The sequence below is a fragment of the Microbacterium sp. A8/3-1 genome (assembly GCF_040267695.1).
GTDB lineage: Bacteria > Actinomycetota > Actinomycetes > Actinomycetales > Microbacteriaceae > Microbacterium > Microbacterium luteolum.
The window spans coordinates 2,798,283-2,821,629 of the sequence record NZ_CP158357.1 but is presented as its reverse complement, the minus strand read 5'-3'; the positions used below and the strand labels follow the sequence as shown (position 1 = coordinate 2,821,629).

Genomic DNA, 23,347 nt, shown 5'->3' with positions numbered 1-23,347 from the left:
GCACTCCCCCGTCTCGTGTCGGTCGGCGCGTCTCAGTCCGCCGTGGTCTCCTCGACCGGCTGGGTGTCGAGTCGGAAGCGCCTGCCCAACACGATACCGATGACCATGGCCGCGACGGGAATGAGTGCGAGTGCGACGCTCACTGCGACGCTCCCGCCGGTCACGAGCGTGAAGTTCGACAGCACCAGCCAGAGCGCGAAGGCGAGTCCGACGACCGAGAGGATCGGGAAGACCCTCGCGCCCAGGGAGCGTCCGGCGGCGAGCTCCGGACGGCGGACGAAGAACACCAGAACGGCGATCGACGTCGTCAGCATGAGCAGCACCATGCCGACGGTTGCGACGCCGGCCATCGAGCCGAACACGCCGACCAGCGGGTCGAGCCCGAGGAGTGCGAGGACCGCCAGCAGGATCGCAGCGGTGATCGTCTGCACGACCGACGAGAACGCCGGCGAGTGGTGCGAGGCGTGGCGGCGGCCGAGTCGCGCGGGGAGAACGGCCTTCTGCGCGAGGGTGAACTGGTAGCGGGCGATCACGTTGTGGAACGACAGCACGCATGCGAAGAGGCTCGTGATGAGCAGCACCTGCACGACGTCGCGCAGGATCGGCCCGAGGTACTGCGTCGTGGTGTCGAGCAGCAGGTTGCCCTCGCCGGCGAGCGTCTGCTGCGCGACCGCGACCGCATTGCTCGCGCCGACGCCGGTCACGAGTGCCCAGCAGGAGATGGCGTAGAACACGCCGATGATGATGACGGCGAGGTAGGTCGCGCGCGGGATCGTCTTCTCCGGGTTGCGGGCCTCGTCACGGAAGACGGCCGTGGCCTCGAAGCCGATGAACCCGGTGAGGGCGAAGAGCACGGCGACCCCGATGCCGCCCGAGAACACGTACGACGGGTCGAAGGTCTCCAGCGCGATGCCCTCGGCGCCGCCGGTCGCGAAGATGACCACATCGAGCACGACGACCACCAGGATCTCGAGCGCGAGCGCCACCCCGAGCACCTTGGCGCTCAGGTCGATGTGGCGGTAGCCGAGCACCGCCACGATCGCCATCGTCGCGAAGGAGTACAGCCACCACGGCAGGCTCGGGCCGCCGAAGAACGTGACGAGATCGTCGACCGCCCAGCCCATGTAGCCGTAGATCCCGACCTGGATCGCCGTGTAGGCGACCAGAGCGGTGAAGGCGGAGCCCAGCCCGAGTCGCGAGCCGAGACCGGCGGTCACATATGAGAAGAACGCGCCGGCCTCCTTCACGAAGGGCGTCATGGTGACGAACCCCACGGAGAAGACGAGCAGGATGACGGCGGCGAGCGCGAAGCCGATCGGCGCCCCTGGTCCGTTGCCCGCGCCGATGGCGATGGGCACGTTGCCGCCGATGACGGTGAGGGGAGCGGCCGCGGCGATGACCATGAAGACGATGGCGCCGGTGCCGAGCTGGCCGTCGAGGCGCTGGCGCGGCTCGACAAGAGGGGAGACGGTCATGGTGTCGCTTTCGCAGAGGGTCCGGTGACGGACGCGGGAGGGGAGGGCGTTCAGTAGAGCTCGGGTCGACGGTCGGCGAGGTACGGGTTCTCCTGCCGGGCGCGCCGGGTCGCTTCGGGATCGATCGTGGCGATCATGAGGCCGATGTCTGTCGCTCCGAGGGAAGCGAGCACCTCGCCGTCGGGAGCGACGATGCTGCTGCGTCCGACGTAGGTGAGATCGCCTTCGACGCCGACGCGGTTGACGTAGATCACGTGCATCTGGTTCTCCCACGCCCGCACCGGGATGAGCCGCTCGGCGATGTGCGCGTAGGGCTCCATCTGCGCGGTCGGCACGATGACGGCATCCGCTCCGTCGAGGGCGGCCCGACGCACAGTCTCGGGGAACTCGACGTCGTAGCAGATGAGCACCGACACCCGCACGCCGTCGATCTCGACGATGCCGGGGAGTGCGTCGCCCTGGGTGAACAGGCTGCGGTCGAGCGCGCCGAAGAGGTGGGTCTTGCGGTAGCGCAGCAGCTCCGCGCCGTCGCGGTCGATCATCACCAGGGAATTCGTGATGCCGCCGCCCTCGAGGGCCTCCGGGAGGCCGGCGACGATGGCGATCCCGCTGTCCTGGGCGATGCGGGCGATCCGGTCGACGAGGCCCGGTGTCGCCAGCGGTGCCAGGCGGTCGCCGATGTTGTAGCCCGTGACGAACATCTCGGGGGTGACGAGGATGCGCACCCCTTTCGCGGCCGCCTCGCCCGCCACCGCGGCGATGACCGCGAGGTTGGCATCGACATCGCCGGGCGTGCCGTGATGCTGAAGTCCGGCGATGGTCAGGGTCATGCGGATGCTCCTCGTGCGTCGATGCACCTATCAAACAGATCAAAGTGATCTATTTGATGTCCATTGTGTTTCGTTCGCGTGTCATCCGCAAGGTCCTGATCGCAGAACGGGTCGTTCAGCCCGTCGCGTCGCGACGCAGCTCGCGCCAGTCCTCGACGATCTGCAGCATCCGTTCGCTGAGATAGCGGAAGAACTCGGCGAGCTCGGTCGCCCGATCCTGAGCGCCCGGGTCGTCGTCGTGTTCGGTGGCGATCTCGTCGATGTACGCGGCCAGGCGCGTGTACACGGGGATGTTCCCGACCATCGAGCTCGAGAACGTGTCGTGCACGAACTCGTAGCGGTCGCGGCGATCGCCGGGCCAGGAACGGCGCTGGATGAAGTGGAGCTGCTGCAGGTAGCGGACGGCGCCCGAGACGGCAGCCGCTGAGACGCCGAGGCGGTCGCCGATCTGGGCAGCCGTGTATCCGCCGTCAGGGGCGGCGACCAGCGCCATCATCACGCGTGCCGGCATCCGCGGCATCCCCGCGGCGGTCAGCATGGCTGCGGCCTGCTCGGCCGCCCCTGTCGCGCGGTGCGCGACAGGGGCGGATGCCGCCGCATCCGCCTTCTCGTCGTCCGCCATCACGCTCGCCTCATCCGCACGCTCAGCCGCCCGTCGCAAGCTCGCGGCGTCGCATGAGCGAGAGGGATGCTGCGAGCCCCGCGCCCACGGCGAGCACGAGCCACCAGAGTCCGCGGACATCGACGCCGTCGCCGTCGACCACCGGGGTCACCGCGAACGGGGAGATGTTCGCGGTCCACTCCGGAAGGCCGAACAGAGGGCCGAACATCCCGAGCATGGTCGCGACGAGCACGAGAGCCCAGGCCACCCCGATCGTCGCGCGCGGCACGAGCACGAGCACCAGCGCGGTGAGCACGGTGAACACCGAGGCGGCGACCGCCTGCCCGAGCCCCGCGACCGCGACGATCCGGTAGAGCGAGTCGTCGGCATCCGTCGACCGGATCCCCGCCCACCCGGCCAGCACGGCCGCCGCGACGACGATCAGCACCGCGGCCGTCCCGACGATCACGTAGTCGGCGAGCCAGCGCACGCGGCCGACCGGTGAGGCCAGAACGGCCTCCACGGTGCCGCGCGCCTCTTCCTGTCGGGCGCGTACGACCGTCTGCACGGCGCAGCACGCGGCGAGGATGCCGAGGAGTGTGAAGAACACCGTGATCACGACCTCGTCGAGGCCACCGGTCGCGCCGCCGATCTTCTTCAGGATGTCGGCGACGGCCGGGTTCTCGCCCGAGATCTGGTCGACGAGTCCGCTCAGCGTGGTGGCGAGGATGCCGGTGACCGCTCCGCCCACCGCCCATCCGACGATCGCGCCCGAGGTGAGCCGCCAGACCAGTGCGTGGGGAGACGCGAGGGCGGGCCGCGCCGACACCCGGCCGGGGCGCTCGGCCACGAAGCTCGCGTCGATGTCGCGCAACGATTGCAGAGCGACGGATGCCGTGGCGAGCACGAGACCGAGAGCGAGTCCCAGGAACACCGGTCCGAGGAGGTCGGCGTCGTACGGCCGGGTCTGCTCCGCCCAGGCGAAGGGCGAGAGCCACGCGAACCATGCGCTCTTCATCCCGGAGAGGTCGTCGTTCGGCGTGCCGGCCGCGTTCCCGATGCCGCGGATCAGGAAGGTCGCCACGAGCACCCACACGGTCAGCGAGTTCGCGCCGCGCGCGGTGCGCATCAGCTGCGCGGCCAGCAGCCCGATGCCGAGGAACGCGATGCCGGTTGCGCCGGCCGCGGTTCCGGAGAGCACCGATCCCGCTGCCGGCAGGCCGGTCGCGAGCAGCGCCAGAGCGGTGAGCGCGGCGAGCACGAGGTTGGCGAGGATGCCGTGCACGATGGTCACGATCGTCGGCATCCGTCTCCCCGCCGGAGTCGCCCAGACGAGTTCCGAGCGTCCGGCCTCCTCATCGCCGCGGGTGTGGCGGACGGCGAGGAAGGTGCTCATGAGGGCAGCGAGCAGCGCGAGCCAGGGGAGGATCTCGAAGGCCAGGAACGCCCCCTCCGACGTGCCGGACGGCAGGCCGCGGAACATCAGGATCACCGGGTTCGCGAGCGCCGCGGCCAGGATGTTCTGCCGGTCCTCGAGCGTCGAGTAGGACTGGGTGACGCCCGCGTAACCCGCGAAGGCCATCCCCGCGGTACCGGCGATCCACAGGGTCAGCTGCAGCCAGTCGCGCCGGATGCGCTGCCGCAGCAGCACGGTGAAGGTCGACATCACGCCTGCTCCTTCGCGCGGCGGCCCCGACGGGTCTGCGGCTTCGCGGCATCGTCGGGCCGGCCGTCCTCGGCGGCTTCGAGCGTCGCGAGGTCGTCGCCGTAGTGGCGGAGGAACAGCTCCTCCAGAGACGGCGGCGCGACGCGCAGATCGCTGATCCCGAGCGCCGCGAGGGCCGGCAGCACGGCGGCCGTGCGGTCGCTGTCGACGGCGAGACGGAAGCGGTCGTCGTGCTGTGCGGCGTCGTGCACGTCGGGGATGCGCTCGACCTGGTCGAGCGAGATGCCGGATGCCGTGAACGACACGTCGCTGCGGGTGAGGTGCCGCAGCTCGGCGAGGGTGCCGCTCTCGACGATCTGACCCGCGCGAATGATCGACACCCGGTCGCAGAGCTGCTCGACCTCGCTCATGATGTGGCTCGACAGCAGCACGGTCGCACCGTTCGCGTGGGCGCGGGCGACCTCGCGCTGGAAGATCACGGCCATGAGCGGATCCAGTCCGCTGGTCGGCTCGTCGAGGATGTAGAGGTCGGCGGGCACCGCGAAGGCCGCGATCAGCGCGACCTTCTGCCGGTTCCCCTTGGAGTACGCGCGGCCCTTCTTTCGCGGGTCGAACTGGAACGCGTCCATGAGCCGCGTCTTCTCGTGCTGGTAGGCGGCCTCCTTCGTGCGGGCGCCGCGGAGGCGGGCGAGCAGATCGACGGCCTCGCCGCCGGACAGCGTGGGCCACACGCTGACGTCGCCGGGAACGTAGGCGATGCGACGATGCAGGTCGACGGCGCTGCTCCACGGGTCTTCGCCGAAGACGGACGCGCTGCCTCCCGTGCGTCGTGCGAGGCCGAGGAGGATGCGGATCGTGGTCGACTTCCCCGCGCCGTTCGGGCCGAGGAAGCCGTGCACCTGACCGTGTTCGACGGAGAGGTCGAGCCCGTCGAGGGCATGGACGTGGCCGTAGTGCTTGGTGAGACTCTGCGTGCTGATGACGGTGGTCATGGCGGGGACGCTACGCCCGTTTCACGATTTTGTGAATACTGCGAAAGAACGCATGCGGAATCCTTACGGCGCCCGCGTACAGTGGGCTGGTGCCGGAGTTTCCCTACAGTCGCCTGCGCCGCTGGCCCGACGTCGAGGCGGACAACCTCCAGGCGTACGACGCCACCGACGTGCTGCTGGTCGAGCGGGCGCTCGCGCTCGGGTTTCCCGGCGAGGAGATCGCCGTGATCGGCGACGAATACGGCGCGATCACCCTGGCATTGACGGATGCCGGGCTGCGCGGCATCCGCGTGCACCAGGACCTGGCGACCGGACGGCGCGCGCTCGCGCGCAACGCTGCAGAGCAGGGTCTCGGCGGGTCGGTCTCGGGATACCCGGATGAAGACGCAGAGCCGCGGGGTGTCGGGGGCGGACACGCCGCCGCGGGTCCGGATCGTCTGGGTTCTCCCACGCCCTTCGTCGCGCACGAGCTCGACGGCGACCTGCTCACGGGCGCGCGGCTCGTGCTGCTGCAGCTGCCGAAGTCGCTCGCCGAGCTCGAGGAGATCGCGGATGCCGTCGCCCGCTGGGCCGCACCCGACGCGGTGCTCGTGGCAGGAGGCCGCGTGAAGCACATGACCCTGGGCCAGAACGAGGTGCTCGGGCGGAGCTTCGGTCGCGTGCAGGCCGAACGGGCGGAGCGGAAGTCGCGGCTCGTCGTGGCATCCGAGCCCCTTCCCGCGCCGACCGAGCCGCCATTCCCGGTGACCGCGGAGCACGACGGGCTGACCCTCGTCGCCCACGGCGGGGCGTTCGCGGGCTCGCGCCTCGACATCGGAACCAGGGTTCTGCTCGAGGTGCTCGGGGTCGCGCCGGAGGCCCTTCGACAAGCTCAGGGACCCAGGGGTGGTTGGGTCGCTGAGCCTGTCGAAGCGGCGGGAGACGGTGGATGGGTCGCTGAGCTTGTCGAAGCGTCCCGGACCGTGATCGACCTCGGCTGCGGCACCGGCGCGCTCGCCGCGTCGTGGGCGCTTGCCCATCCGGATGCCCGCGTGATCGCGACCGACCGGTCCGCGGCAGCCGCGGCATCCGCTCGGGCGACGGCTGCGGCGAACGGGCTGGCCGGCCGGATCACCGTCACGCACGACGATGCCGGATCCGAGCTGGCGGATGCGAGCGCCGACGTCGTCCTGCTCAACCCGCCCTTCCACCTCGGCACCAGCGTCCACACCGGCGCTGCGACCCGTCTGTTCGAGGCCGCCGCCCGTCTGCTCCGACCCGGTGGCGAGCTCTTCACGGTCTTCAATTCGTCGCTCGGCTACCGTGCCGAACTCACCCGGATCGTCGGAGCGACCGAGCAGCTGCACCGCACGTCGAAGTTCACCGTGACGCGCAGCATCCGTCGATGAACATATGACCAATCCCCCGGTCAGCGGGGGAAACCCGGGCGCGTTCGGGATTGCGGATTTGCCCCTGATCAGCCATTTCGTTACGTTGGTCTGTGGGCCTGACGGCCCGAAGACCAGTCCGCGACCACGTCCTTCTTTCGATGAGCTGTGCTGCGAAGAGGCGTGGACGTACGGTCGATGCTCTCTGCGGCGGATCCGAAATCCGCTGCCCGCGCCGCCACAGCAGTCATGTCGAACGGCCTCGTGAGGATCACCCGGGCGTAACCGAAGCAGGCTCAGCCGCCGAGGCGAGCCGCGGGGGAAACGTGTCCGAAATCGCTCTTGAAGCGCGCAATCTGTTCAAGGTGTTCGGGAAGAATCCGAGCCAGGCTGTCCGTCGTCTGAAGGCCGGTGAGAGCCGCACCGCCGTCGATGACGCGGGCACGGCAGCCGTCATCGACGCGAGCTTCACCGTCAACCGCGGTGAGATCTTCGTCATCATGGGCCTGTCCGGATCGGGCAAGTCCACCATCATCCGCATGCTCAACGGTCTGCACGACGCCACGTCCGGCACCGTGACCGTCAACGGCGATCCGATCACCGGCATCCCGAACGGCCAGCTGCGGGAGATACGCCGCGACCGCATCTCGATGGTGTTCCAGCACTTCGCGCTGCTGCCTCATCGATCGGTCGCCGCGAACGTCGCCTACCCGCTCGAGCTGAAGGGCGTCGCCAAGGCGGAGCGCCTCGCCAAGGCCGCGGAGATCCTCTCGCTCGTCGGCCTCGAGGGACTGGGCGACAAGATGCCGTCCGAGCTCTCCGGCGGCATGCAGCAGCGCGTCGGCATCGCCCGCGCCCTCGCCGCCGACAGCGACATCCTGCTGATGGACGAGGCGTTCAGCGCGCTCGACCCGCTCATCCGTCGCGAGATGCAGGAGCAGCTGCTCGAACTGCAGGAGAAGCTGCAGAAGACCATCGTCTTCATCACCCACGACCTGAACGAGGCCATGTTCCTCGGCGACCGCATCGCCGTGATGCGCGACGGCCGCATCGTGCAGATCGGCACGCCGGAGGACATCCTCATGGACCCGGCGAACGACTACGTCGAGCAGTTCGTGCAGGATGTCGACCGCGCCCGCGTGCTCACCGCCGCGAACGTCATGGAGCGCCCGCGTCCCGTCGTACCCGAGACCGCCGGTCCCCGCACGGCTCTCCGCCAGATGCGCGACGCCTACATGTCGGCGACCTACGTCGTCGGCCGCGACCGGCAGCTGCTCGGCGTCGTGACCGACCGGGATGCCGTGAAGCTCGTGCGCTCCGGTGCCACGACGCTCGACTCCGTGCTCAAGCCCGTGCTGCAGAGCGTCCGCGAGGACGAGGTCCTGATGAACCTGTTCGTGCCAGCGGTCGAGTCGCCGCTGCCGCTGGCGGTGACGGATGCCGAGGGGCGTCTCGTCGGCGTCATCCCGCGTGTGACCCTGCTCGCCGCCCTCGGCCCCGGACCGGGCGCCACGGAGGAGATCATCCTCCCGCTGATGCCGATGCCGCAGGCCGAGATCGACGCCGTGCTCGATGACGGATGGACGGACCCCGGCCCTTCGACGAGCTCAGGGACCCAAGATGCGTTCGGCTCAGGAACCGAACTGACAGAGGAGGTGCGCTGATGGATGGTTTCCGCATCCCCCTCGGCAGCTGGGTCGAAGCCGGTGTCGACTGGGTCAAGGTCAACCTCGACGGCCTGCTCGACGTCGTCTCGTTCGTGGTGACGTTCCTCGTCGACGGACTCACCTCACTGCTCCTGCTGCCCTACTTCTTCGTCGTGATCGCCATCGCCGCGCTCATCGCCTGGCTGGTGCGCTCGTGGCAGCTGGCGATCGGCACGGTCGTGTCGTTCACGCTGATCGTCGCGATGGGCCTGTGGGTCCCCGCGATGCAGACGCTCGGCCTCGTGCTGGTCGCCGCGCTCGTCGCGGTCGTGATCGCCGTGCCGCTCGGCATCTGGTCGGCGCGCAACGCCACGGTCCGCGCGGTGCTCAAGCCCGTGCTCGACTTCATGCAGACGATGCCCGCGTTCGTGTACCTGATCCCCGCGATCGTGTTCTTCAGCATCGGCGTCGTGCCAGGACTCGTCGCCACGGTCATCTTCGCGCTGCCTCCGGGCGTGCGACTGACCGAGCTCGGCATCCGCGGGGTCGACTCCGAGACCGTCGAGGCCGGCCAGGCCTTCGGCGCGAAGCCGGGGCAGATCCTGCGCGGCATCCAGCTTCCGCTCGCGATGCCGACGATCCTCGCCGGCATCAACCAGGTCATCATGCTCGCCCTGTCCATGGCGGTCATCGCCGGAATGGCGGGAGCAGACGGCCTCGGGAAGATGGTCGTCGAAGCCATCTCCACCGTGAACATCGCCAAGGGTGTGGAGGCCGGCCTCGGCGTCGTGCTGATCGCCGTCTTCCTCGACCGCGTCACCGCGGCGCTCGGCACGCTGGGCCAGAACCCGGCGTCGCTGCTGGCGGTCATCCGTCGTCGCGGCGCGCAGCGCCAGGCGACCGCCGCAGCCGCGGCATCCGCCCCGATCGTCGAGACGACCGTCGAAGAGAAGGAGCTCCAGAATGCGTAATCGCAGGATCATGACCATCGCGGCCATCGGCGCCGCAGGAGCCCTCGCCCTCTCCGGATGCGCGAGCGACGGCGCGGGCGGCACCATCGAGCTCGGCGGCGGTGGCAGCGCCGGCGGCGGAGGGGACAAGGGCACCATCACGCTCGGGTTCCTCCCGTCGTGGACCGACGGACTCAGCACCGCGTACCTGCTGCAGGACCAGCTCGAGAAGATCGGCTACGACGTCGAGCTGAAGACGCTGACCGAGGCGGGCCCGCTGTACACCGGGCTCGCGCAGGGCGACGTCGACGTCTTCCCTTCGGCATGGCCCGAGGTGACGCACGCCGAGTACATGAAGACGTACGGCGACTCGATCGATGACCTCGGCACGTACTACGACAACGCCCGGCTGACGATCGCGGTGCCGGAGTACTCCGACCTCGAGACGATCGACGACCTCGCGGGCGCCGATCTCGGCGGGAAGATCTACGGCATCGAACCCGGTGCCGGTCTGACCGCGCAGACGCAGAAGATGCTCCCCGCCTATGGCCTCGACAGCCAGTACGAGCTCGTCACCTCCTCGACCGCGGCCATGCTCACCGAGCTGAAGTCCGCGACCGAGAAGAAGCAGGACATCGCCGTGACGCTATGGCGTCCGTTCTGGGCCAACGATGCCTTCCCGGTGAAGGATCTCGAAGACCCCAAGGGCGCGATGGGCGAGGCTGAGGGGCTGCACTTCCTCGGCACCAAGGGCTTCGCGGACGAGTTCCCCGAGGCGGCCGAGCTCATCGAGCAGATCGTCCTCGACGATGAGCAGTACGGCTCGCTCGAGGACCTCGTGGTGAACGAGTACGGCGAGGGTCGCGAGTCCGAAGCCGTGGATGCCTGGCTCGAGGAGTACGGCGACCAGTTCGACTGGGTCGTCAGCAGCTGACCTGAGCTGCGGCATCCGTCTCCCGCTCTGAAGGAGATCTCGCACGATGAAGGGCCCCTTTCGCCAGGGGCTCCTTCATACGGCGAGATCTCCTTCATTCCGTGCGGGGTGAGAAAGTCAGCCCAAGCCCGCGGGATCCTCGTCCCTGGCGAAACGCGCGCAGCACCCCGAGCGCAGCGAAACGCCCCGGCCGGAGTGTGAACCCCGGACGGAGCGTCCCGTCCCGCTCGGAGAGGTCAACTGACCTTCTTCCGGTAGGAGATGATCGCGAACACGTAGGCGACCACGAGGATGCCGACGCACCAGGCGAGGGCGACCCAGATGTCGTCGCCGACGGGCTTCTCGGCGAACAGCGCCTGGATGGTGTTGACGATCGAGGTGACCGGCTGGTTGTCGGCGAACCACTGCACCGGACCGGGCATCGTGTCGGTCGGCACGAAGGCCGAGCTGATGAACGGCAGGAAGATCAGCGGGTACGAGAAGGCGCTCGCGCCGTCGACCGTCTTGGCGTTCAGGCCGGCGATGATCGCCAGCCAGGTGAGGGCCAGCGTGAACAGCATCAGGATGCCGATCACGGCGAGCCATGCCCCGACGCTCGCTCCGGTGCGGAAGCCCATCAGGAATCCGACGCCGAAGATGATCGCGAGGGTGATCGCGTTCGCGGTGAGCGACGTGAGCACGTGGGCCCACAGCACACTCGAGCGGGCGATCGGCATGGAGTGGAACCGCTCGAAGATGCCGCTCTGCATGTCGGTGAACAGTCGGAACGCCGTGTAGGCGATGCCGGATGCGATGGCGATGAGCAGGATGCCGGGAAGCAGGTAGTTCACATAGTTCTCGGCACCGGTGCTCGTCTGCAGAGCGCCCCCGAAGACGTACACGAACAGGAGCATCAGGGCGATCGGGGTGACCGCCGTGGTGATGATCGTGTCGGGACTGCGGAAGATGTGCCGCATGGAGCGGCCGGTGAGTGTCGCGGTGTCCGCCGCGAAATGCGTGGTCATGCTGCGTTCTCCTTCTTGGAAGACGGGCCGATGAGGGTGAGGAAGATCTCCTCGAGGGTGGGCTGCTTCTCGACGTACTCGACCTTGGCGGCCGGGAGCAGCTTCTTCAGCCCGGCGAGGGTGTCGTTGGCGATGATGCGTCCCTCGTGCAGGATCGCGATGCGGTCGGCCAGCTGCTCCGCCTCGTCGAGGTACTGCGTGGTGAGCAGCACGGTGGTGCCGGTGTTCGCGAGCTCCTTGATGACGTCCCACACCTCGATGCGGGCTTCGGGGTCGAGGCCCGTGGTCGGCTCGTCGAGGTAGATGACCTCGGGGTGTCCGACCAGGCTCATCGCGATGTCGAGCCGACGGCGCATGCCGCCCGAGTAGGTGCCGACCTTGCGGCCACCGGCATCCGTCAGGCGGAACTTCGCCAGCAGATCGTCGGCGACCTTCCCGGCGTCGGGGAGGTGCCGAAGCTTCGCGACCAGCACCAGGTTCTCGCGTCCGGAGAGGATCTCGTCGACCGCGGCGAACTGCCCGGTGAGACTGATCTTCTCGCGGACGCCGACCGGATCGGTCGCGACGTCCACGCCCTGCACGGTGGCCGTGCCGGCATCCGCCTTCAGCAGGGTGGAGAGGATGCGCACCACGGTGGTCTTGCCCGCGCCGTTCGACCCGAGAAGGGCGAAGATGCTGCCCTTCTGCACCTCGAAGTCGACGCCGCGCAGCACATGCAGGTCCTTGTAGGACTTCTGCAGGCCCTTGACGCTGATGGCTGCGGTGCTCATGATCCGTTCTCCTTCTTCTTCGCGTCGTCGAACGCCTTGATGAGGCGCGTGCGCTCCTTGTCGATCCACTGCCGTCCGCCGTATGCGGCCGCGTAGTTCTCGGCGAACTCGACGGGGTCATCGCCGACGATGGCGCTGACCGGGGTGCCGTCGATCGCGGCGCGCTCCCACAGATCCGCGATGTCGAGGAACATCTTCACGATCGTGTCGCCGTCGGTGACGCCGCCGTAGTACATGTTGTAACGCTGCTGCGCTTTGGCGACCTCGCGGTACGGCTCGGGGAGGGCGTTGATGCGGGCCTGGGCCTGCTTGTACTGCTTCTTCTCTTCGAGCGATCCGGTGATCGCTTCGATCCACTTCGCGGCCATGCTCAGTTCTCCTTGTTCTCGGTGTTGTTCTTGTTCAGCTGTTCGATGTGCTTCCTGAGGAAGCTCCAGGTGTTCCAGAAATCCTCGAGTTCCTGCGTGCCCGCGGCGTTGAGGCTGTAGACCTTGCGCGGCGGGCCCTTCTCGCTCGGGACCTTCTCGACGTCGACGAGGCTCTTCTGCTCGATGCGCACGAGGAGTGCGTAGATCGTGCCCTCGGCGATGTCGGTGAACCCGTGGTCGCGGATCCGTGTGGTGATCTCGTACCCGTACGCCGGCTGCTCGGCGAGGAGGGCCAGAACGATGCCCTCCAGAGTGCCCTTGAGCATCTCGGTCATCTGCTTGCCCATCAGGTCCTCCTTTCGTTTCTGTCGGTACTCAGTGTTGCTGGGTACCGGTACAAAGTAACACTGAGTACCGGTACTTAGCAACACCGAATACTGAAATCTTTTTGGTCGGCTCCGGAGGGCCCCGCTAACCTTTCGCCGATGGCTCTCACCGATCTCCCCCTGGACCAGCTCCGCTCCTTCCGGCCCGACGTGGCCGAACCCGCGGACTTCGACGACTTCTGGGCGCGTACGCTCGCCGAGTCACGCGCGCTCGCCGCGGCGCCCGTGGTCGAGTCGGTCGCCACCCCGATCACGCAGCTGATCGTCGAGGATCTGACATTCAGCGGATTCGGCGGCGAGCCGATCCGCGCGTGGATCACCCGCCCGCAGGTCGAGGGCCCGCTGCCGACCGTCGTCGAGTACATCGGCTACAACGGCGGGCGCGGCATCCCCGGCGAGCGGCTGCAGTGGGCGGCCGCCGGCTACGTGCACGTCCTGATGGACACCCGCGGTCAGGGCAGCGGATGGGGATCGGGCGGCGACACCCCCGACCCGCACGGGTCGGAGGGATCGATCCCCGGCTTCATGACCCGCGGCATCCAGCATCCCGACACGTACTTCTACCGTCGCGTGTTCACGGATGCGGTGCTGCTGATCGATGCCGTGAAGCAGCTGGATGCCGTCGACAGCGGTCGCATCAGCGTGACCGGCGGCAGCCAGGGCGGCGGCATCAGCCTGGCGGCCGCGGCCCTGCACCCCGACGTCTCCGCGGCCATGCCGGACGTGCCGTTCCTGTGTCACTTCCGACGGTCGGTGCAGCTCACCCCCGAGCTGCCGTTCACCGAGATCGGGCGCTACCTCGGCGTGCACCGAGGACGGGTCGAGGACATCTTCGAGACCCTGTCGTACTTCGACGGCGTGAACTTCGCACGCCGCATCACTGCGCCGGTGCTGTTCTCGGTCGCCCTGATGGATGCCGTCGTGCTGCCGTCGAGCGTGTTCGCGGCGTTCAACCACTGCGGCTCCGCGGATGCCGAGATCGCCGTCTACGAGTTCAACGGCCACGAGGGCGGGCAGATCGTGCAGTGGCACCGGCAGACCGCGTGGCTCGCGGACCGGCTCTGACCCCGCGTCAGCCGGCGAGCACCGAGAGCACGTTCCCCGCGGGGTCCGTGAACCAGGCGATGTCCGGTCCCTTGCCCGGGGCGCCGTGCGAGATGCCCTTCGCGTCGGTGCCGAGATCGGGGTCGGTGTAGATCTTCGTCACGACGCCCTTCGCGTTGAGCTCGTCGACGGCGGCCTCGACGTCGTCGACCGGGAAGTTCAGGATCGTGTAGCTCGCCGGCGTGTGATCGGGCTTGCCGTAGACGAGGATCGAGCCGCCCTGCGGAAGGGCGATCTCGAGGAAGCCCATGGCGTTGTCGTTGACGTCCATGCCGAGCGTGTCGCGGTAGAAGGAGCGAGCCGCGTCGATGTCGTCGACGCTGAACCCGCTGAACGCGTGTGTGGTCTGGAAGGCGGTCATGGTCTCAGCATGCGCTCGTCCGGCCGACGTGTCCAGAGGCCGGTTCAGTCGCGGAGGTACGCGAGCACAGCGAGTACCCGGCGGTGCCCGCTGTCGCTCGTCGCGAGCCCGAGCTTGGCGAAGATGTTGCCGATGTGCTTGCTCACCGCGGTCTCCGTCACGAAGAGCCGGGCGGCGATCGTGGCGTTGTCGAGGCCTTCGGCCATGAGGCCGAGCACCTCGCGCTCTCGCGGCGTGAGCGACTGCACCGGGTCATCGACTCGACGCCTGCTCATGAGCTGTGAGATGACCTCGGGGTCCATGACCGTGCCGCCCGCTGCCACGCGGTGGAGGGCGTCGATGAACGAGGCGACCTTGCCGACGCGCTCCTTGAGCAGATACCCGAGCCCGTCGGCGCCCGCGGCGAGCAGCTCCCCGGCGTAGCGGTCCTCGACGTAGGCGGACAGCACCAGCACCGGGAAGCCCGGGCGACGCGCGCGTGCTTCGGCCGCGGCCTTCAGCCCTTCGCTCGTGAACGTCGGCGGCATCCGCACATCGACGACCGCGGCATCCGCTTCGTCGAGCCGGAGCAGGAAGTCGTCGGCGTTGTCGACCGCGGCGACGACATCGAAGCCCTCGCTGCGCAGCAGCAGCGCGAGCCCCTCCCGCAGCAGGGTGTCGTCCTCGGCGATCACGATCCGCATGGCAGCTCCGCTCTCAGGGTGGTCGGTCCGCCGACCGGGCTGGTCAGCTCCGTCGTGCCCTCGAAGGCCTCGACGCGGCGGCGGATGCCGGCGAGTCCGCCGCCCGGACGCTCCACCGCGCCGCCCGCGCCATCGTCTTCGACGGTGATGATCAGGCGCTCGCTCTCGCGGCTCACCTGCACGGTCGCGTGCGCAGCGCCGCTGTACTTGTTCACGTTGGTGAGAGCCTCGGCGACGACGAAGTAGCTGGCGGACTCGACCGCGGCGGGCACGCGTCCGACGTCGGCGGCCTCGATCGTGCAGGGCACCGCACTGCGGCCGGCGAGCGAGGCCAGCGCCCCCTCCAGGCCGAGCTCGTCGAGGATCGGCGGATAGATGTCGTGCACCGTGCGGCGCAGTCCCGCGAGGGCGTCGGTCGCGGCATCCTGCGCGCGGCGGAGCGGCTCGAGCACTCCGCTCGGATCGGTCTCGAGCGCCCGCTCCGCGATCCCGAGCATCATCACGACGTTCACGAGGCGGTTCTGCGCGCCGTCGTGCAGGTCGCGCTCGATGCGGCGGAGCTCCGCACCGTGCGCGTCGAGGGCGGCGGCGCGGCTGAGCGTCAGAGCATCCACGCGCGCGGCGAGTCGCGACTTCTCGGGCGTCGCGAGCAGTCGCGCCGACGTCCAGGACACCAGCCGCGCGACGGCGGGCATGAGCCACCAGGAGATCAGCGCGTACGCGACGGCGACCAGCGGCATCGTCGCCGCGAGCTCCCACGAGGTCACGGGGTAGGGGGATCCGACCGGATCATCGGCGGGCGCGAACTGCCAGTAGTACGTCGCAGCGAGGGCGTTGACCGCAGCCACGGGAAGCACGGCCGCGAGCAACGACACCGAGAACACGGGCAGGGCGTGCACGGCGAGCCAGAGTGCGTCGCGGCCGGTCGATCGCGAGAAGGCGAAGCGCAGACGATCGTCGATCGTGGCCCCCGGGGGGAGCGGGCGCGAGATCGGAGGCAGGTCCACCCCGCGGAAGGCGCCGATGCGCCGGCGGTTGAGGTCGCTCCACGCGTGCAGCACGCGTACGGCCTGCGGCAGGATCAGCACGCCGCCGGTGATGATCATCAGCGGCAGCAGCAGCATCCCGACGCAGAAGAGCACCAGCGAGACGACGGATGCCGCGAACTCGACCGCCACGTACCGCCAGTCCCGCAGCCAGCGTCGCATCCGTCCGTCCTTCACTCTGCAAGTCTGCCGGAGTGCGGATGCCGGCGCGGTATAGCCAGCACCACCATCGTTCCGGTGGACAGCGGGATGGGATGCCGTCGCCGGCGTTCGTAGCGTCGAAGCATGACCTCCACACCACTCGCATCCGCCGTCGACGCTCGTCCGGCCGAGGCGCTGCGCCTCCAATCCGTCGTCAAGACCTACGGCTCCGGCGCCAACGCGGTGTCGGCGCTCCGTGGCGTCGACCTCGTCCTGGCGAAGGGCTCGTTCACCGCGATCATGGGCCCGTCCGGCTCGGGCAAGAGCACGCTGCTGCACAGCGCGGCCGGCCTCGATAAGCCCACCAGCGGCACCGTGCAGCTCGGCGGCACCGAGATCTCCGGGCTGCGCGCTGCGAAGCTCACGGCGTTCCGGCGTGACCACGTCGGCTTCGTCTTCCAGGCGTACAACCTGCTCCCCGCCCTGAACGTCGAGGAGAACATCACGCTCCCGCTGCGCCTGTCCGGACGCCGGCTCGACCCGGGGTGGCTCGACTTCCTGCTCGACGCGGTCGGGCTCCGTGATCGGCGGCTCCGCCGTCCGGCCGAGCTCTCCGGCGGCCAGCAGCAGCGCGTCGCGATCGCCCGCGCGCTGATCACCCGGCCGTACGTGGTCTTCGGCGACGAGCCGACGGGCGCGCTGGACTCGCGCTCCGGCAAGCAGGTGCTCGATCTGCTCGCGCACACGGCGAAGGAGCTCGACCAGACCGTCGTCGTCGTGACGCACGACCCAGTCGTGGCCTCGCATGCCGACCGGGTGATCTTCCTCGCCGACGGGTCGTTCGCCGGGTACCTCGACGGTGGGACGCCGGCGCAGATCACCGACCGCATGAGCGCGCTCGGGGAGTGGTGATGACCGGTCAGCGTCTGAGCTTCGGCCGCCTCGTGCGTGCCGACCTGCGTCACAACCGTGCCAGCTTCGCCGGGGTGGCGGTGGCGATCTTCGTCGCGAGCATTCTGGTCACCGGGCTCGGTGTGCTCGTCGAGTCCGGCATCCGCGGGGGCCTCGCCCCCGAGCGCTACACCCAGGTCGACGTGGTCGTCGGCTCGCCGCAGTATGTCGACGTCCCGGAGGACATGCCGCTCCCGCTGCGCGAGCGCGCCCCGCTTCCTGCGGATGCCGCGCAGGAGATCGCCGCGATCCCCGGCGTCGAGAGCGTCGTCGCCGACGTCACGGTCCCCCTCGTCACGGGACAGGATGCGGCACCCGTCGAGGCGCACCCGTGGGCCTCAACGGCCCTGACCGGATTCGTCCTGCGCGAGGGTCGCGAACCCGCCTCCGCCGACGAGGTCGTCGTCACGGCCGTCACCGGCGAGGCCGTGGGCGATGCCGTGACCCTCTCGCACGGCGGGGTTGTGGCGGAGTACCGCGTCGTCGGCGTCGTCGACGGTCCGGTCGTGCCCGAACGCGCGAACCACGTCTTCCTCACCGAGGGGCGCATCGCGCAGCTCGACCCGCACGGCGGCGCCGCGCAGGTGCTGGGCGTGTTCACCGCACCCGGCGAGGCGGACCGCACCGCCGCCGCGATCCGCGATGCGCTTCCCGGCGTGGTCGCGCAGGCCGGAGACGGCCGTGGCGACATCGAGTTCCTCGACTCGGGCGCGGCCCGGGCGACGCTCATCGCGATCGGCAGCGCGTTCGTCGGCACCTGCATCCTCGTCGCGATGTTCATCGTCGCAGGCACCCTCTCGCTGTCGGTGCAGTCGCGTCGCCGGGACTACGCGCTGCTCCGCGCGGTCGGTGCGAGTCCGAAGCAGGTCCATGCCCTGGTCGCCCGGGAGGTGCTGTCGATCGCGGTGATCGCCGCGCTCGCCGGCATCGCTCCCGGATACGCGCTCTCGACCGTGCTGCAGGGCGCGTTCGTGTCGGGCGGCGTGATCCCGGGTGACTTCGCTCTGGCGGTCGGTCCGATCCCCGCGGTCGGCGCGGTGCTGCTCGTGCTCGGCGCCGCGTGGGGCGCGGCGCGCATCGCGGCTCGGCGGCCGGCGAAGCTCGACCCGATCGAGGCGCTGCGGGAATCGGCCACCGGTCCCGCCGCGAGCGGACTGCCGCGGATCATCGCCGGCATCGTCTTCGCGACCGCGGGGATCTCGGTGTCGACCGTTCCGCTGGTCGTGCGCGGCGAGAACGCGGCCGGCGCCTCGGCCGGAGCCGTGATTATGCTGATCGTCGCGCTCGCGCTGCTGGGACCGTGGCTGGTGTCGCTCAGCGTGCGCCTGATCGGCTCCGTGCTGCGGCGGATGTCGGCCGCCGGGTTCCTCGCGGCCGCGAATGCCGCGGCGAACAGCCGTCGGCTGGCGAGCGCGATTCTCCCGATCGCGCTGGGTATCGGCCTGGGGCTGGTGCAGATCGGCGCCCCCGCGATCATGGCGAGCGAGGCCGCCGCGCAGGCGCAGGCCGGTGTCACGGCCGACCTCCGTGTCACGGCATCCGCGGGACTCTCTCCGGCGGCCACGGAGGCGATCAGTTCGATCCCCGGGGTCTCGGACGCGTCCGGCATCGCCATCACCAGCGCGATCATCGACTCCCGCGATTTCGAGGGCAAGGTGCAGCGCGGAGAGCACGTTCTGCAGGGCGTCGACCCGGCAACGGTCGACACAGCGCTCGACCTGCAGGTGCAGGAGGGCACGCTGGCCGCGCTCGACGGCGGAGCGACCGTGGCAGTGAGCACGGATGCCGTGCAGACCCTCGGCGTCGGCATCGGCGACACGGTCGCCGGCCGTTTCGGCGACGGGACGCCGCTCGAGGCGACCGTCGTGGCGATCTACGAGCGCGGTCTGGGTTTCGGCGACCTCACGATGGACGTCGAGGCGGTGCGCGAGCACACCACAGCCGGCTTGGACGCGTTCGCACTCGTGGCCGTCGACGACGGCTCTCTCGACCAGGTGCGCACCGCGCTGACCGAGGCGGGACTGACACCGACGGATGCCGGGGGCCAGAAGGCGGCCGGCGCCGACGCGCAGTCGCAGCAGGGCTGGGTGGGCGTGATCGGTCTGATCGTCATCCTCGGCTACATCGCCATCGCCGTCATCAACACGCTCGTCATGGCGACCGGTGAGCGGTCGCGTGAGCTCGCGCTGCTGCAGCTGATCGGCTCGTCGCGGCGCCAGGTGCGGGCGATGATGCGCGTCGAGGCGGTGCTGGTGGCTGCCATCTCGGTGGTGTTCGGCGTCGTCGTCGCCGTTCCGTCGCTGATCGGCCTGAGCATGGGGATCTCCGGCCAGCCGATCCCGGCACTGCCTGTGCTGCCCTCGCTGGCGATCGTCGGGTCGATGGGCGCTCTCGCCCTGCTGTCGATCTGGGCGGCGACGATCGCCGCGATGCGCACGCGGCCGATCGAGGAGATCGGCTCGCGGCAGTAACCCGATCGTCGACGCATCCGGCCGCCCGTGCGGCGGCCGGATGCGAAAGACTGGTCTCATGACCTCCCCGCTTCTCGACAACCTCCTCGCCCGCATCGTCGACAGTGGGCTGCTCGATGAACCGGTCGTCGAGAACGGCCTGATCTACGGGCGCGCGAGCATCGACGCCGCCGGCACGGTCGTGACCGTGAACGTCGACCCCGAGCTGGAGGACGACGACGATGTGCTCGACGACGACGCGCTGATCGCCGCCGTCACGCGCATCCTCTCCGTGAACGAGACGCGCTGGCGGGCCGTGATCGACGAGGTCGCCGACGACATCGACGAGGCGGTCGACGACGAGCCGGTGATCGAGCAGGTCGACCTGCGCGACGACCTGGAGGCGACCTCGGTCGTCGTCTTCGCGGATGCCGTGCTCCTCGCCTTCGACGCACCGAAGCAGTTCCCCGACTCGCGGATCCTGGTGCAGCTCGACGACGAACTCGAGATCGCCAACATCGAGGTCAGGGATCGGGACAGCTCCACGCCGCAGTGATACCGGCGCGCGCTCACTCGTGCGCGCGCAGCAGGGCCTTCGCGGTCAGGGCGACCGACGGCTCGGGATCCTCGGCGAGGTCGCGGAGCGCGGTGACCGCTTCATCGCCGGGAATCGATCCGAGCGCGCAGGCGAGACGGCGCCGAGCCGCCGGGTCGGTGGATGCCGAGGCGGCCGCCAGGGCCCGCGCGACCCGTGGTGCGAGATCATCCGAGCGCGCCAGACCCTCGAGGACCTCGACGCCCTCGATGTCTGCAGTGCCGAGGACGATCAGCTCGACGATCGCGTCGATGGACTCGTCGTCGCCCGTGCGCCCGCGGGCCAGGTGCGCGCGGGCACGGAGGAGCGGATCGCGGTGGTCGGCGAGATCCGTCAGCGCGCTCAGGGCGGCGGGGGATCCGATCTTCTCGAGCGCTCGGAGGGCGCGATGCCGTCGATCCTCCGCCGGCGAGTCGAGAGCGGCGGCGAGCAGCGGAATCGCCGCGTCGCCCGCGCGCGCCACGGCCCAGGCGATCGCTCCGCTCGCATTGACATCCTCTTCACGGAGGAGGGCCTCGACGAGCACCCCGACATCGCGCTCGTCTGCGTCCGGCAGCGAGAGCGCCTGTCGCTGCCGGGCAGAAGCGTCGTGCGCGTCGAATCCCCGCATGAGCCCGATCGTCCGCATCACGTCCGGCCAGGCCTCGGGTTCGGACGCCTGTACCTGCTCCAGCCGCGACACCAGTTCCTGCGCCAGGGCGAGCTGGTCGCGGGAGCGCTCGAGGAGCTGATCGATCATGCCGCGTGTGGTGAACCGCTCGTCGGTGAGCGCCGCGGGTATCTCGGCGAGGCCGAGCCCCAGTGACCGCAGACCCTCCACCCGGAACAGCCGCTGCACGTCGGCATCCGAGTAGCGACGGTACCCCGCGGCCGAGCGCTCCGACGGCGAGACCAGGCCGATGCGGTCGTAGTGGCGCAGCATCCGTGCACTGATGCCGGTCTGCTGCGCCACCTCGCCGATCAGCATGGTCACTCCTCGATGCGCGGCGCCGCGCGCAGGGCGACCACGCGCTGTGCCTCGGCGACGGCGGCCTCGAATCCGTCGTCGGGATTCTCCATCACATGCGCGGTCGCGATCGCGTGGATGCGCACCTCGGGGCCGGGATAGGTCGACGCCTTCTCGACGGCTGCCGTCGCCGGCGCGCCGAGCATCGCGAAGGCGCGACTCAGGCTGCGCTGCAGGTCGTGGTCGCCCCGCGCGAACTGTGTGGCCAGAACCTCGGCGAGCCTGCCCTTCTCCTCGTCGGGGGCAAGCCCGGCCGCCGTGCGCCAGGCGGCTCGGGCCACCTCCGCGTCGTCGTCGGTGAGCAAGGAGGTCGTGATCGCCGGCCACGCGCGCGGGTCGCGGATCTTCGACAGCGAGTGCAGCGCCTGGCTGCGGGCTTGGGGCGTGGCCGAACCGAGCTCCGGCAGCAGCAGATCGACGGTCGCCTCGCGATCGTGACGGGTGAGCGCCCAGGTGAGCATGTCGCGCACGGAGAAGTCCGGCTCGATGCGGCATTGGGCGATGACCACCCGGATGTACTCGGGGCGCGGGTGCGTGCCCGCCGTCAGGGCCGCCTGCAAGCGCGTCGATGCGGACTCCGCCTGCAGAGCGGTGTCGAGCCGTCGCGCGGCGTCGGTTTCGATGTTCGTGTCGGTCATGAGACCACCTCCACCAGCCATCTCACACCTTGTCACCGTGACAAGGTCAAGTTTTCTCGCATGCCGATGTCGATTCCGGCGCCCAGCATCCGATCCCGACTTCTGCGGCCGATCCGAACTTCCGCGGCCGCATCAGCCCGGATGGGCCGCAGAAGTTCGAGATGGCCGCAGAAGTCGGCAGGATGCCCCGGCTCAGAGCCACTTCTTGTACTTGAACACCCCGTAGAGCGCCACGGCGAACGCGGCCATCGCGCCGATCGCCATCGGGTAGCCGAAGGCCCAGTGCAGTTCGGGCATGACCTCGAAGTTCATGCCGTAGACCGTGCCGACGAGCGTGGGGGCGAAGATGATCGCGGCCCACGAGGAGATCTTCTTGATCTCGTCGTTCTGGGCGAGTCCCGCCTCGGTCTGCCGGCGGGCGACGAGCGCGGAGTGCACGGTCAGCGCGTTCTCGAGGATCGCGCGGAACGAGTCGACCCGCTCGTTCACCCGGATCGTGTGGTCGAGCACATCGCGCAGCGACCGCTGGAGCTCCTCGTCGATGCGGTACTTCTCCGACCCGCGGCGCAGCCACTCCAGCATCCCGCTGAGCGGATGCACCGCCCGCTGGAAGTTGATGACCTCGCGCGAGAGCTCGTAGATGCGCCGGGAGAGCTGGTCGTCGTCGCTGTCGCCGAAGAGCTGGTCCTCGATCTCGTCGATGTCGTTCAGCAGACCGGCCACGATCGGCTCGTACCCGTCGACGACCTCGTCGAGGATCGCGTAGAGCACGGCCTCGGGGCCCATCGCGAGCAGGTCGGGGTTGGCCTCCATGCGCCGGCGTACCGCGGCGAGGTCCGGCGACTCGGCGTGCCGGATCGTCACCACGAAGTCGGGTCCGACGAACAGGTGCAGCTCGCCGAACTCGATCGACTCCTCCTTGTCGCGGTAGCGCGCAGGGCGCAGCACCGCGAACAGGGTGTCCCCGTAGCGCTCCACCTTCGATCGCTGGTGACCGGACAGGGCGTCTTCGACGGCGAGCGGATGCAGATCGAACTCGCGCGCGACCGACGCGACCTCTTCCGGGCTCGGGCGGTAGAGGCCGATCCAGGCGGTGCCGCCCGCGGCATCCAGCATCCGGTAGGTCTCGTCCAGGTTCTTCGGGGTCTCCACGCGACGTCCGTGGACGTACACGCCGTTGTCGATGAGCGCCATGATGCGCATCCGTTCTCGCAGGCGCACGGGAGCAGAAGGCTCCGTGCGCAGATCAGTCAGAGGGCGGGAGACGCCGCCGATGCTGCGGAAGGACGTGCGAGATCGTGGAGCGGATGCTCAACGCGAAAGCGCAGGGAGTCTCGACGCAGCGGTGGCGGCGTCGTAACTATCACCGGACATCGCCATCAC

The 23,347-nt window shown here is 69.4% G+C and carries 23 protein-coding genes; 8 read left to right on the top strand and 15 right to left on the bottom strand.

Going from position 1 to position 23,347, the window contains the following annotated elements; translation table 11 throughout:
- Positions 1–32: 32 nt before the first annotated feature.
- From ABS642_RS13825 to ABS642_RS13805, 5 genes are all read right to left on the bottom strand, one after another.
- The gene (locus ABS642_RS13825; protein ID WP_350350549.1) at positions 33–1,475 is read right to left on the bottom strand and encodes an APC family permease; all 1,443 of its coding nucleotides are present in this window, start codon (positions 1,473–1,475) and stop codon (positions 33–35) included.
- Positions 1,476–1,525: 50 nt separating this feature from the next.
- Positions 1,526–2,305, bottom strand: coding sequence for a carbon-nitrogen hydrolase family protein (locus ABS642_RS13820; RefSeq protein ID WP_350350548.1), 780 nt, complete (start codon positions 2,303–2,305; stop codon positions 1,526–1,528).
- 115 nt (positions 2,306–2,420) lie between these two features.
- Entirely contained in the window at positions 2,421–2,927 is a 507-nt protein-coding gene (locus ABS642_RS13815) for a MarR family transcriptional regulator (protein WP_350350547.1), read from the bottom strand.
- A gap of 22 nt (positions 2,928–2,949) precedes the next feature.
- Positions 2,950–4,572, bottom strand: a complete 1,623-nt coding sequence (locus ABS642_RS13810; protein WP_350350546.1) for a polyketide antibiotic transporter — start codon at positions 4,570–4,572, stop codon at positions 2,950–2,952.
- Entirely contained in the window at positions 4,572–5,564 is a 993-nt protein-coding gene (locus ABS642_RS13805) for an ABC transporter ATP-binding protein (RefSeq protein ID WP_350350545.1), read from the bottom strand. The genes ABS642_RS13810 and ABS642_RS13805 overlap by 1 nt, the downstream gene beginning before the upstream one ends.
- 89 nt (positions 5,565–5,653) lie before the next feature.
- Here ABS642_RS13805 and ABS642_RS13800 point away from each other — a divergent pair, with 89 nt between their 5' ends.
- From ABS642_RS13800 to ABS642_RS13785, 4 genes are all read left to right on the top strand, one after another.
- Positions 5,654–6,952 (top strand): methyltransferase, encoded by a 1,299-nt coding sequence (locus ABS642_RS13800; protein ID WP_350350544.1) that lies wholly within the window; start codon positions 5,654–5,656, stop codon positions 6,950–6,952.
- A gap of 305 nt (positions 6,953–7,257) precedes the next feature.
- On the top strand, positions 7,258–8,595 hold the full coding sequence (locus ABS642_RS13795; protein ID WP_350350543.1) for a glycine betaine/L-proline ABC transporter ATP-binding protein: 1,338 nt from the start codon (positions 7,258–7,260) through the stop codon (positions 8,593–8,595).
- Positions 8,595–9,548, top strand: coding sequence for an ABC transporter permease subunit (locus ABS642_RS13790; protein ID WP_350350542.1), 954 nt, complete (start codon positions 8,595–8,597; stop codon positions 9,546–9,548). Before ABS642_RS13795 ends, ABS642_RS13790 begins: the two co-directional genes overlap by 1 nt.
- A complete protein-coding gene (locus tag ABS642_RS13785) occupies positions 9,541–10,461 on the top strand; it encodes a glycine betaine ABC transporter substrate-binding protein (protein WP_350350541.1) in 921 nt (306 codons plus the stop codon). The genes ABS642_RS13790 and ABS642_RS13785 overlap by 8 nt, the downstream gene beginning before the upstream one ends.
- Positions 10,462–10,697: 236 nt before the next feature.
- Here ABS642_RS13785 and ABS642_RS13780 read toward each other — a convergent pair whose 3' ends face one another.
- From ABS642_RS13780 to ABS642_RS13765, 4 genes are read right to left on the bottom strand one after another with little or no spacing between them, the layout of a single operon-like run.
- The gene (locus tag ABS642_RS13780) at positions 10,698–11,465 is read right to left on the bottom strand and encodes an ABC transporter permease (RefSeq protein WP_350350540.1); all 768 of its coding nucleotides are present in this window, start codon (positions 11,463–11,465) and stop codon (positions 10,698–10,700) included.
- Entirely contained in the window at positions 11,462–12,235 is a 774-nt protein-coding gene (locus ABS642_RS13775) for an ATP-binding cassette domain-containing protein (protein ID WP_350350539.1), read from the bottom strand. The genes ABS642_RS13780 and ABS642_RS13775 overlap by 4 nt, the downstream gene beginning before the upstream one ends.
- Positions 12,232–12,603, bottom strand: a complete 372-nt coding sequence (locus tag ABS642_RS13770) for a DUF1048 domain-containing protein (protein WP_282215154.1) — start codon at positions 12,601–12,603, stop codon at positions 12,232–12,234. The genes ABS642_RS13775 and ABS642_RS13770 overlap by 4 nt, the downstream gene beginning before the upstream one ends.
- A 2-nt stretch (positions 12,604–12,605) precedes the next feature.
- On the bottom strand, positions 12,606–12,950 hold the full coding sequence (locus tag ABS642_RS13765) for a PadR family transcriptional regulator (protein WP_350350538.1): 345 nt from the start codon (positions 12,948–12,950) through the stop codon (positions 12,606–12,608).
- A 138-nt stretch (positions 12,951–13,088) separates the two neighbouring features.
- On the opposite strand from ABS642_RS13765, the gene ABS642_RS13760 reads away from it, so the two are divergent.
- Positions 13,089–14,054: an acetylxylan esterase gene (locus ABS642_RS13760; protein ID WP_350350537.1), complete on the top strand. Its 966-nt coding sequence runs from the start codon at positions 13,089–13,091 to the stop codon at positions 14,052–14,054.
- Positions 14,055–14,061: 7 nt separating this feature from the next.
- On the opposite strand, the gene ABS642_RS13755 is transcribed toward ABS642_RS13760, so the two are convergent.
- From ABS642_RS13755 to ABS642_RS13745, 3 genes are read right to left on the bottom strand one after another with little or no spacing between them, the layout of a single operon-like run.
- On the bottom strand, positions 14,062–14,454 hold the full coding sequence (locus ABS642_RS13755) for a VOC family protein (protein ID WP_350350536.1): 393 nt from the start codon (positions 14,452–14,454) through the stop codon (positions 14,062–14,064).
- Between the two features lie 44 nt (positions 14,455–14,498).
- On the bottom strand, positions 14,499–15,137 hold the full coding sequence (locus tag ABS642_RS13750) for a response regulator transcription factor (RefSeq protein WP_350350535.1): 639 nt from the start codon (positions 15,135–15,137) through the stop codon (positions 14,499–14,501).
- Positions 15,125–16,360 carry a sensor histidine kinase gene (locus ABS642_RS13745; RefSeq protein WP_350350534.1) on the bottom strand — a complete coding sequence of 412 codons (1,236 nt, stop codon included), beginning with the start codon at positions 16,358–16,360 and terminating at the stop codon, positions 15,125–15,127. Before ABS642_RS13745 ends, ABS642_RS13750 begins: the two co-directional genes overlap by 13 nt.
- Positions 16,361–16,468: 108 nt before the next feature.
- Here ABS642_RS13745 and ABS642_RS13740 point away from each other — a divergent pair, with 108 nt between their 5' ends.
- The 3 genes from ABS642_RS13740 to ABS642_RS13730 are packed head-to-tail and all read left to right on the top strand — an operon-like array spanning position 16,469 to position 20,281.
- Positions 16,469–17,236, top strand: a complete 768-nt coding sequence (locus ABS642_RS13740) for an ABC transporter ATP-binding protein (protein ID WP_350350533.1) — start codon at positions 16,469–16,471, stop codon at positions 17,234–17,236.
- Positions 17,236–19,746 carry an FtsX-like permease family protein gene (locus ABS642_RS13735; protein WP_350350532.1) on the top strand — a complete coding sequence of 837 codons (2,511 nt, stop codon included), beginning with the start codon at positions 17,236–17,238 and terminating at the stop codon, positions 19,744–19,746. Before ABS642_RS13740 ends, ABS642_RS13735 begins: the two co-directional genes overlap by 1 nt.
- A 58-nt stretch (positions 19,747–19,804) precedes the next feature.
- The gene (locus tag ABS642_RS13730) at positions 19,805–20,281 is read left to right on the top strand and encodes a cytochrome C5 (protein WP_350350531.1); all 477 of its coding nucleotides are present in this window, start codon (positions 19,805–19,807) and stop codon (positions 20,279–20,281) included.
- Positions 20,282–20,294: 13 nt separating this feature from the next.
- Here the strand turns inward: ABS642_RS13730 and ABS642_RS13725 are convergent, their stop codons facing one another.
- The 3 genes from ABS642_RS13725 to ABS642_RS13715 all read right to left on the bottom strand — a co-directional run bounded on the left by ABS642_RS13725 (position 20,295) and on the right by ABS642_RS13715 (position 23,158).
- Positions 20,295–21,287: a HEAT repeat domain-containing protein gene (locus tag ABS642_RS13725; RefSeq protein ID WP_350350530.1), complete on the bottom strand. Its 993-nt coding sequence runs from the start codon at positions 21,285–21,287 to the stop codon at positions 20,295–20,297.
- Positions 21,288–21,289: 2 nt separating this feature from the next.
- Positions 21,290–21,964, bottom strand: coding sequence for a HEAT repeat domain-containing protein (locus ABS642_RS13720; protein WP_350350529.1), 675 nt, complete (start codon positions 21,962–21,964; stop codon positions 21,290–21,292).
- A 192-nt stretch (positions 21,965–22,156) separates the two neighbouring features.
- Positions 22,157–23,158 carry a magnesium and cobalt transport protein CorA gene (locus ABS642_RS13715; RefSeq protein ID WP_282215143.1) on the bottom strand — a complete coding sequence of 334 codons (1,002 nt, stop codon included), beginning with the start codon at positions 23,156–23,158 and terminating at the stop codon, positions 22,157–22,159.
- Positions 23,159–23,347: the final 189 nt, after the last annotated feature.

What these genes read in the sequence shown, in the direction of transcription:
- ABS642_RS13715 (WP_282215143.1), bottom strand. Translation starts at nt 23,158, where the DNA reads ATGGCGCTCATCGACAACGGCGTGTACGTCCACGGACGTCGCGTGGAG.
- ABS642_RS13725 (WP_350350530.1), bottom strand. Translation starts at nt 21,287, where the DNA reads ATGCTGATCGGCGAGGTGGCGCAGCAGACCGGCATCAGTGCACGGATG.
- ABS642_RS13740 (WP_350350533.1), top strand. Translation starts at nt 16,469, where the DNA reads ATGACCTCCACACCACTCGCATCCGCCGTCGACGCTCGTCCGGCCGAG.
- ABS642_RS13820 (WP_350350548.1), bottom strand. Translation starts at nt 2,305, where the DNA reads ATGACCCTGACCATCGCCGGACTTCAGCATCACGGCACGCCCGGCGAT.
- ABS642_RS13750 (WP_350350535.1), bottom strand. Translation starts at nt 15,137, where the DNA reads ATGCGGATCGTGATCGCCGAGGACGACACCCTGCTGCGGGAGGGGCTC.
- ABS642_RS13790 (WP_350350542.1), top strand. Translation starts at nt 8,595, where the DNA reads ATGGATGGTTTCCGCATCCCCCTCGGCAGCTGGGTCGAAGCCGGTGTC.
- ABS642_RS13730 (WP_350350531.1), top strand. Translation starts at nt 19,805, where the DNA reads ATGACCTCCCCGCTTCTCGACAACCTCCTCGCCCGCATCGTCGACAGT.
- ABS642_RS13760 (WP_350350537.1), top strand. Translation starts at nt 13,089, where the DNA reads ATGGCTCTCACCGATCTCCCCCTGGACCAGCTCCGCTCCTTCCGGCCC.
- ABS642_RS13765 (WP_350350538.1), bottom strand. Translation starts at nt 12,950, where the DNA reads ATGGGCAAGCAGATGACCGAGATGCTCAAGGGCACTCTGGAGGGCATC.
- ABS642_RS13775 (WP_350350539.1), bottom strand. Translation starts at nt 12,235, where the DNA reads ATGAGCACCGCAGCCATCAGCGTCAAGGGCCTGCAGAAGTCCTACAAG.
- ABS642_RS13735 (WP_350350532.1), top strand. Translation starts at nt 17,236, where the DNA reads ATGACCGGTCAGCGTCTGAGCTTCGGCCGCCTCGTGCGTGCCGACCTG.
- ABS642_RS13815 (WP_350350547.1), bottom strand. Translation starts at nt 2,927, where the DNA reads ATGGCGGACGACGAGAAGGCGGATGCGGCGGCATCCGCCCCTGTCGCG.
- ABS642_RS13780 (WP_350350540.1), bottom strand. Translation starts at nt 11,465, where the DNA reads ATGACCACGCATTTCGCGGCGGACACCGCGACACTCACCGGCCGCTCC.
- ABS642_RS13825 (WP_350350549.1), bottom strand. Translation starts at nt 1,475, where the DNA reads ATGACCGTCTCCCCTCTTGTCGAGCCGCGCCAGCGCCTCGACGGCCAG.
- ABS642_RS13770 (WP_282215154.1), bottom strand. Translation starts at nt 12,603, where the DNA reads ATGGCCGCGAAGTGGATCGAAGCGATCACCGGATCGCTCGAAGAGAAG.
- ABS642_RS13755 (WP_350350536.1), bottom strand. Translation starts at nt 14,454, where the DNA reads ATGACCGCCTTCCAGACCACACACGCGTTCAGCGGGTTCAGCGTCGAC.
- ABS642_RS13785 (WP_350350541.1), top strand. Translation starts at nt 9,541, where the DNA reads ATGCGTAATCGCAGGATCATGACCATCGCGGCCATCGGCGCCGCAGGA.
- ABS642_RS13810 (WP_350350546.1), bottom strand. Translation starts at nt 4,572, where the DNA reads ATGTCGACCTTCACCGTGCTGCTGCGGCAGCGCATCCGGCGCGACTGG.
- ABS642_RS13805 (WP_350350545.1), bottom strand. Translation starts at nt 5,564, where the DNA reads ATGACCACCGTCATCAGCACGCAGAGTCTCACCAAGCACTACGGCCAC.
- ABS642_RS13720 (WP_350350529.1), bottom strand. Translation starts at nt 21,964, where the DNA reads ATGACCGACACGAACATCGAAACCGACGCCGCGCGACGGCTCGACACC.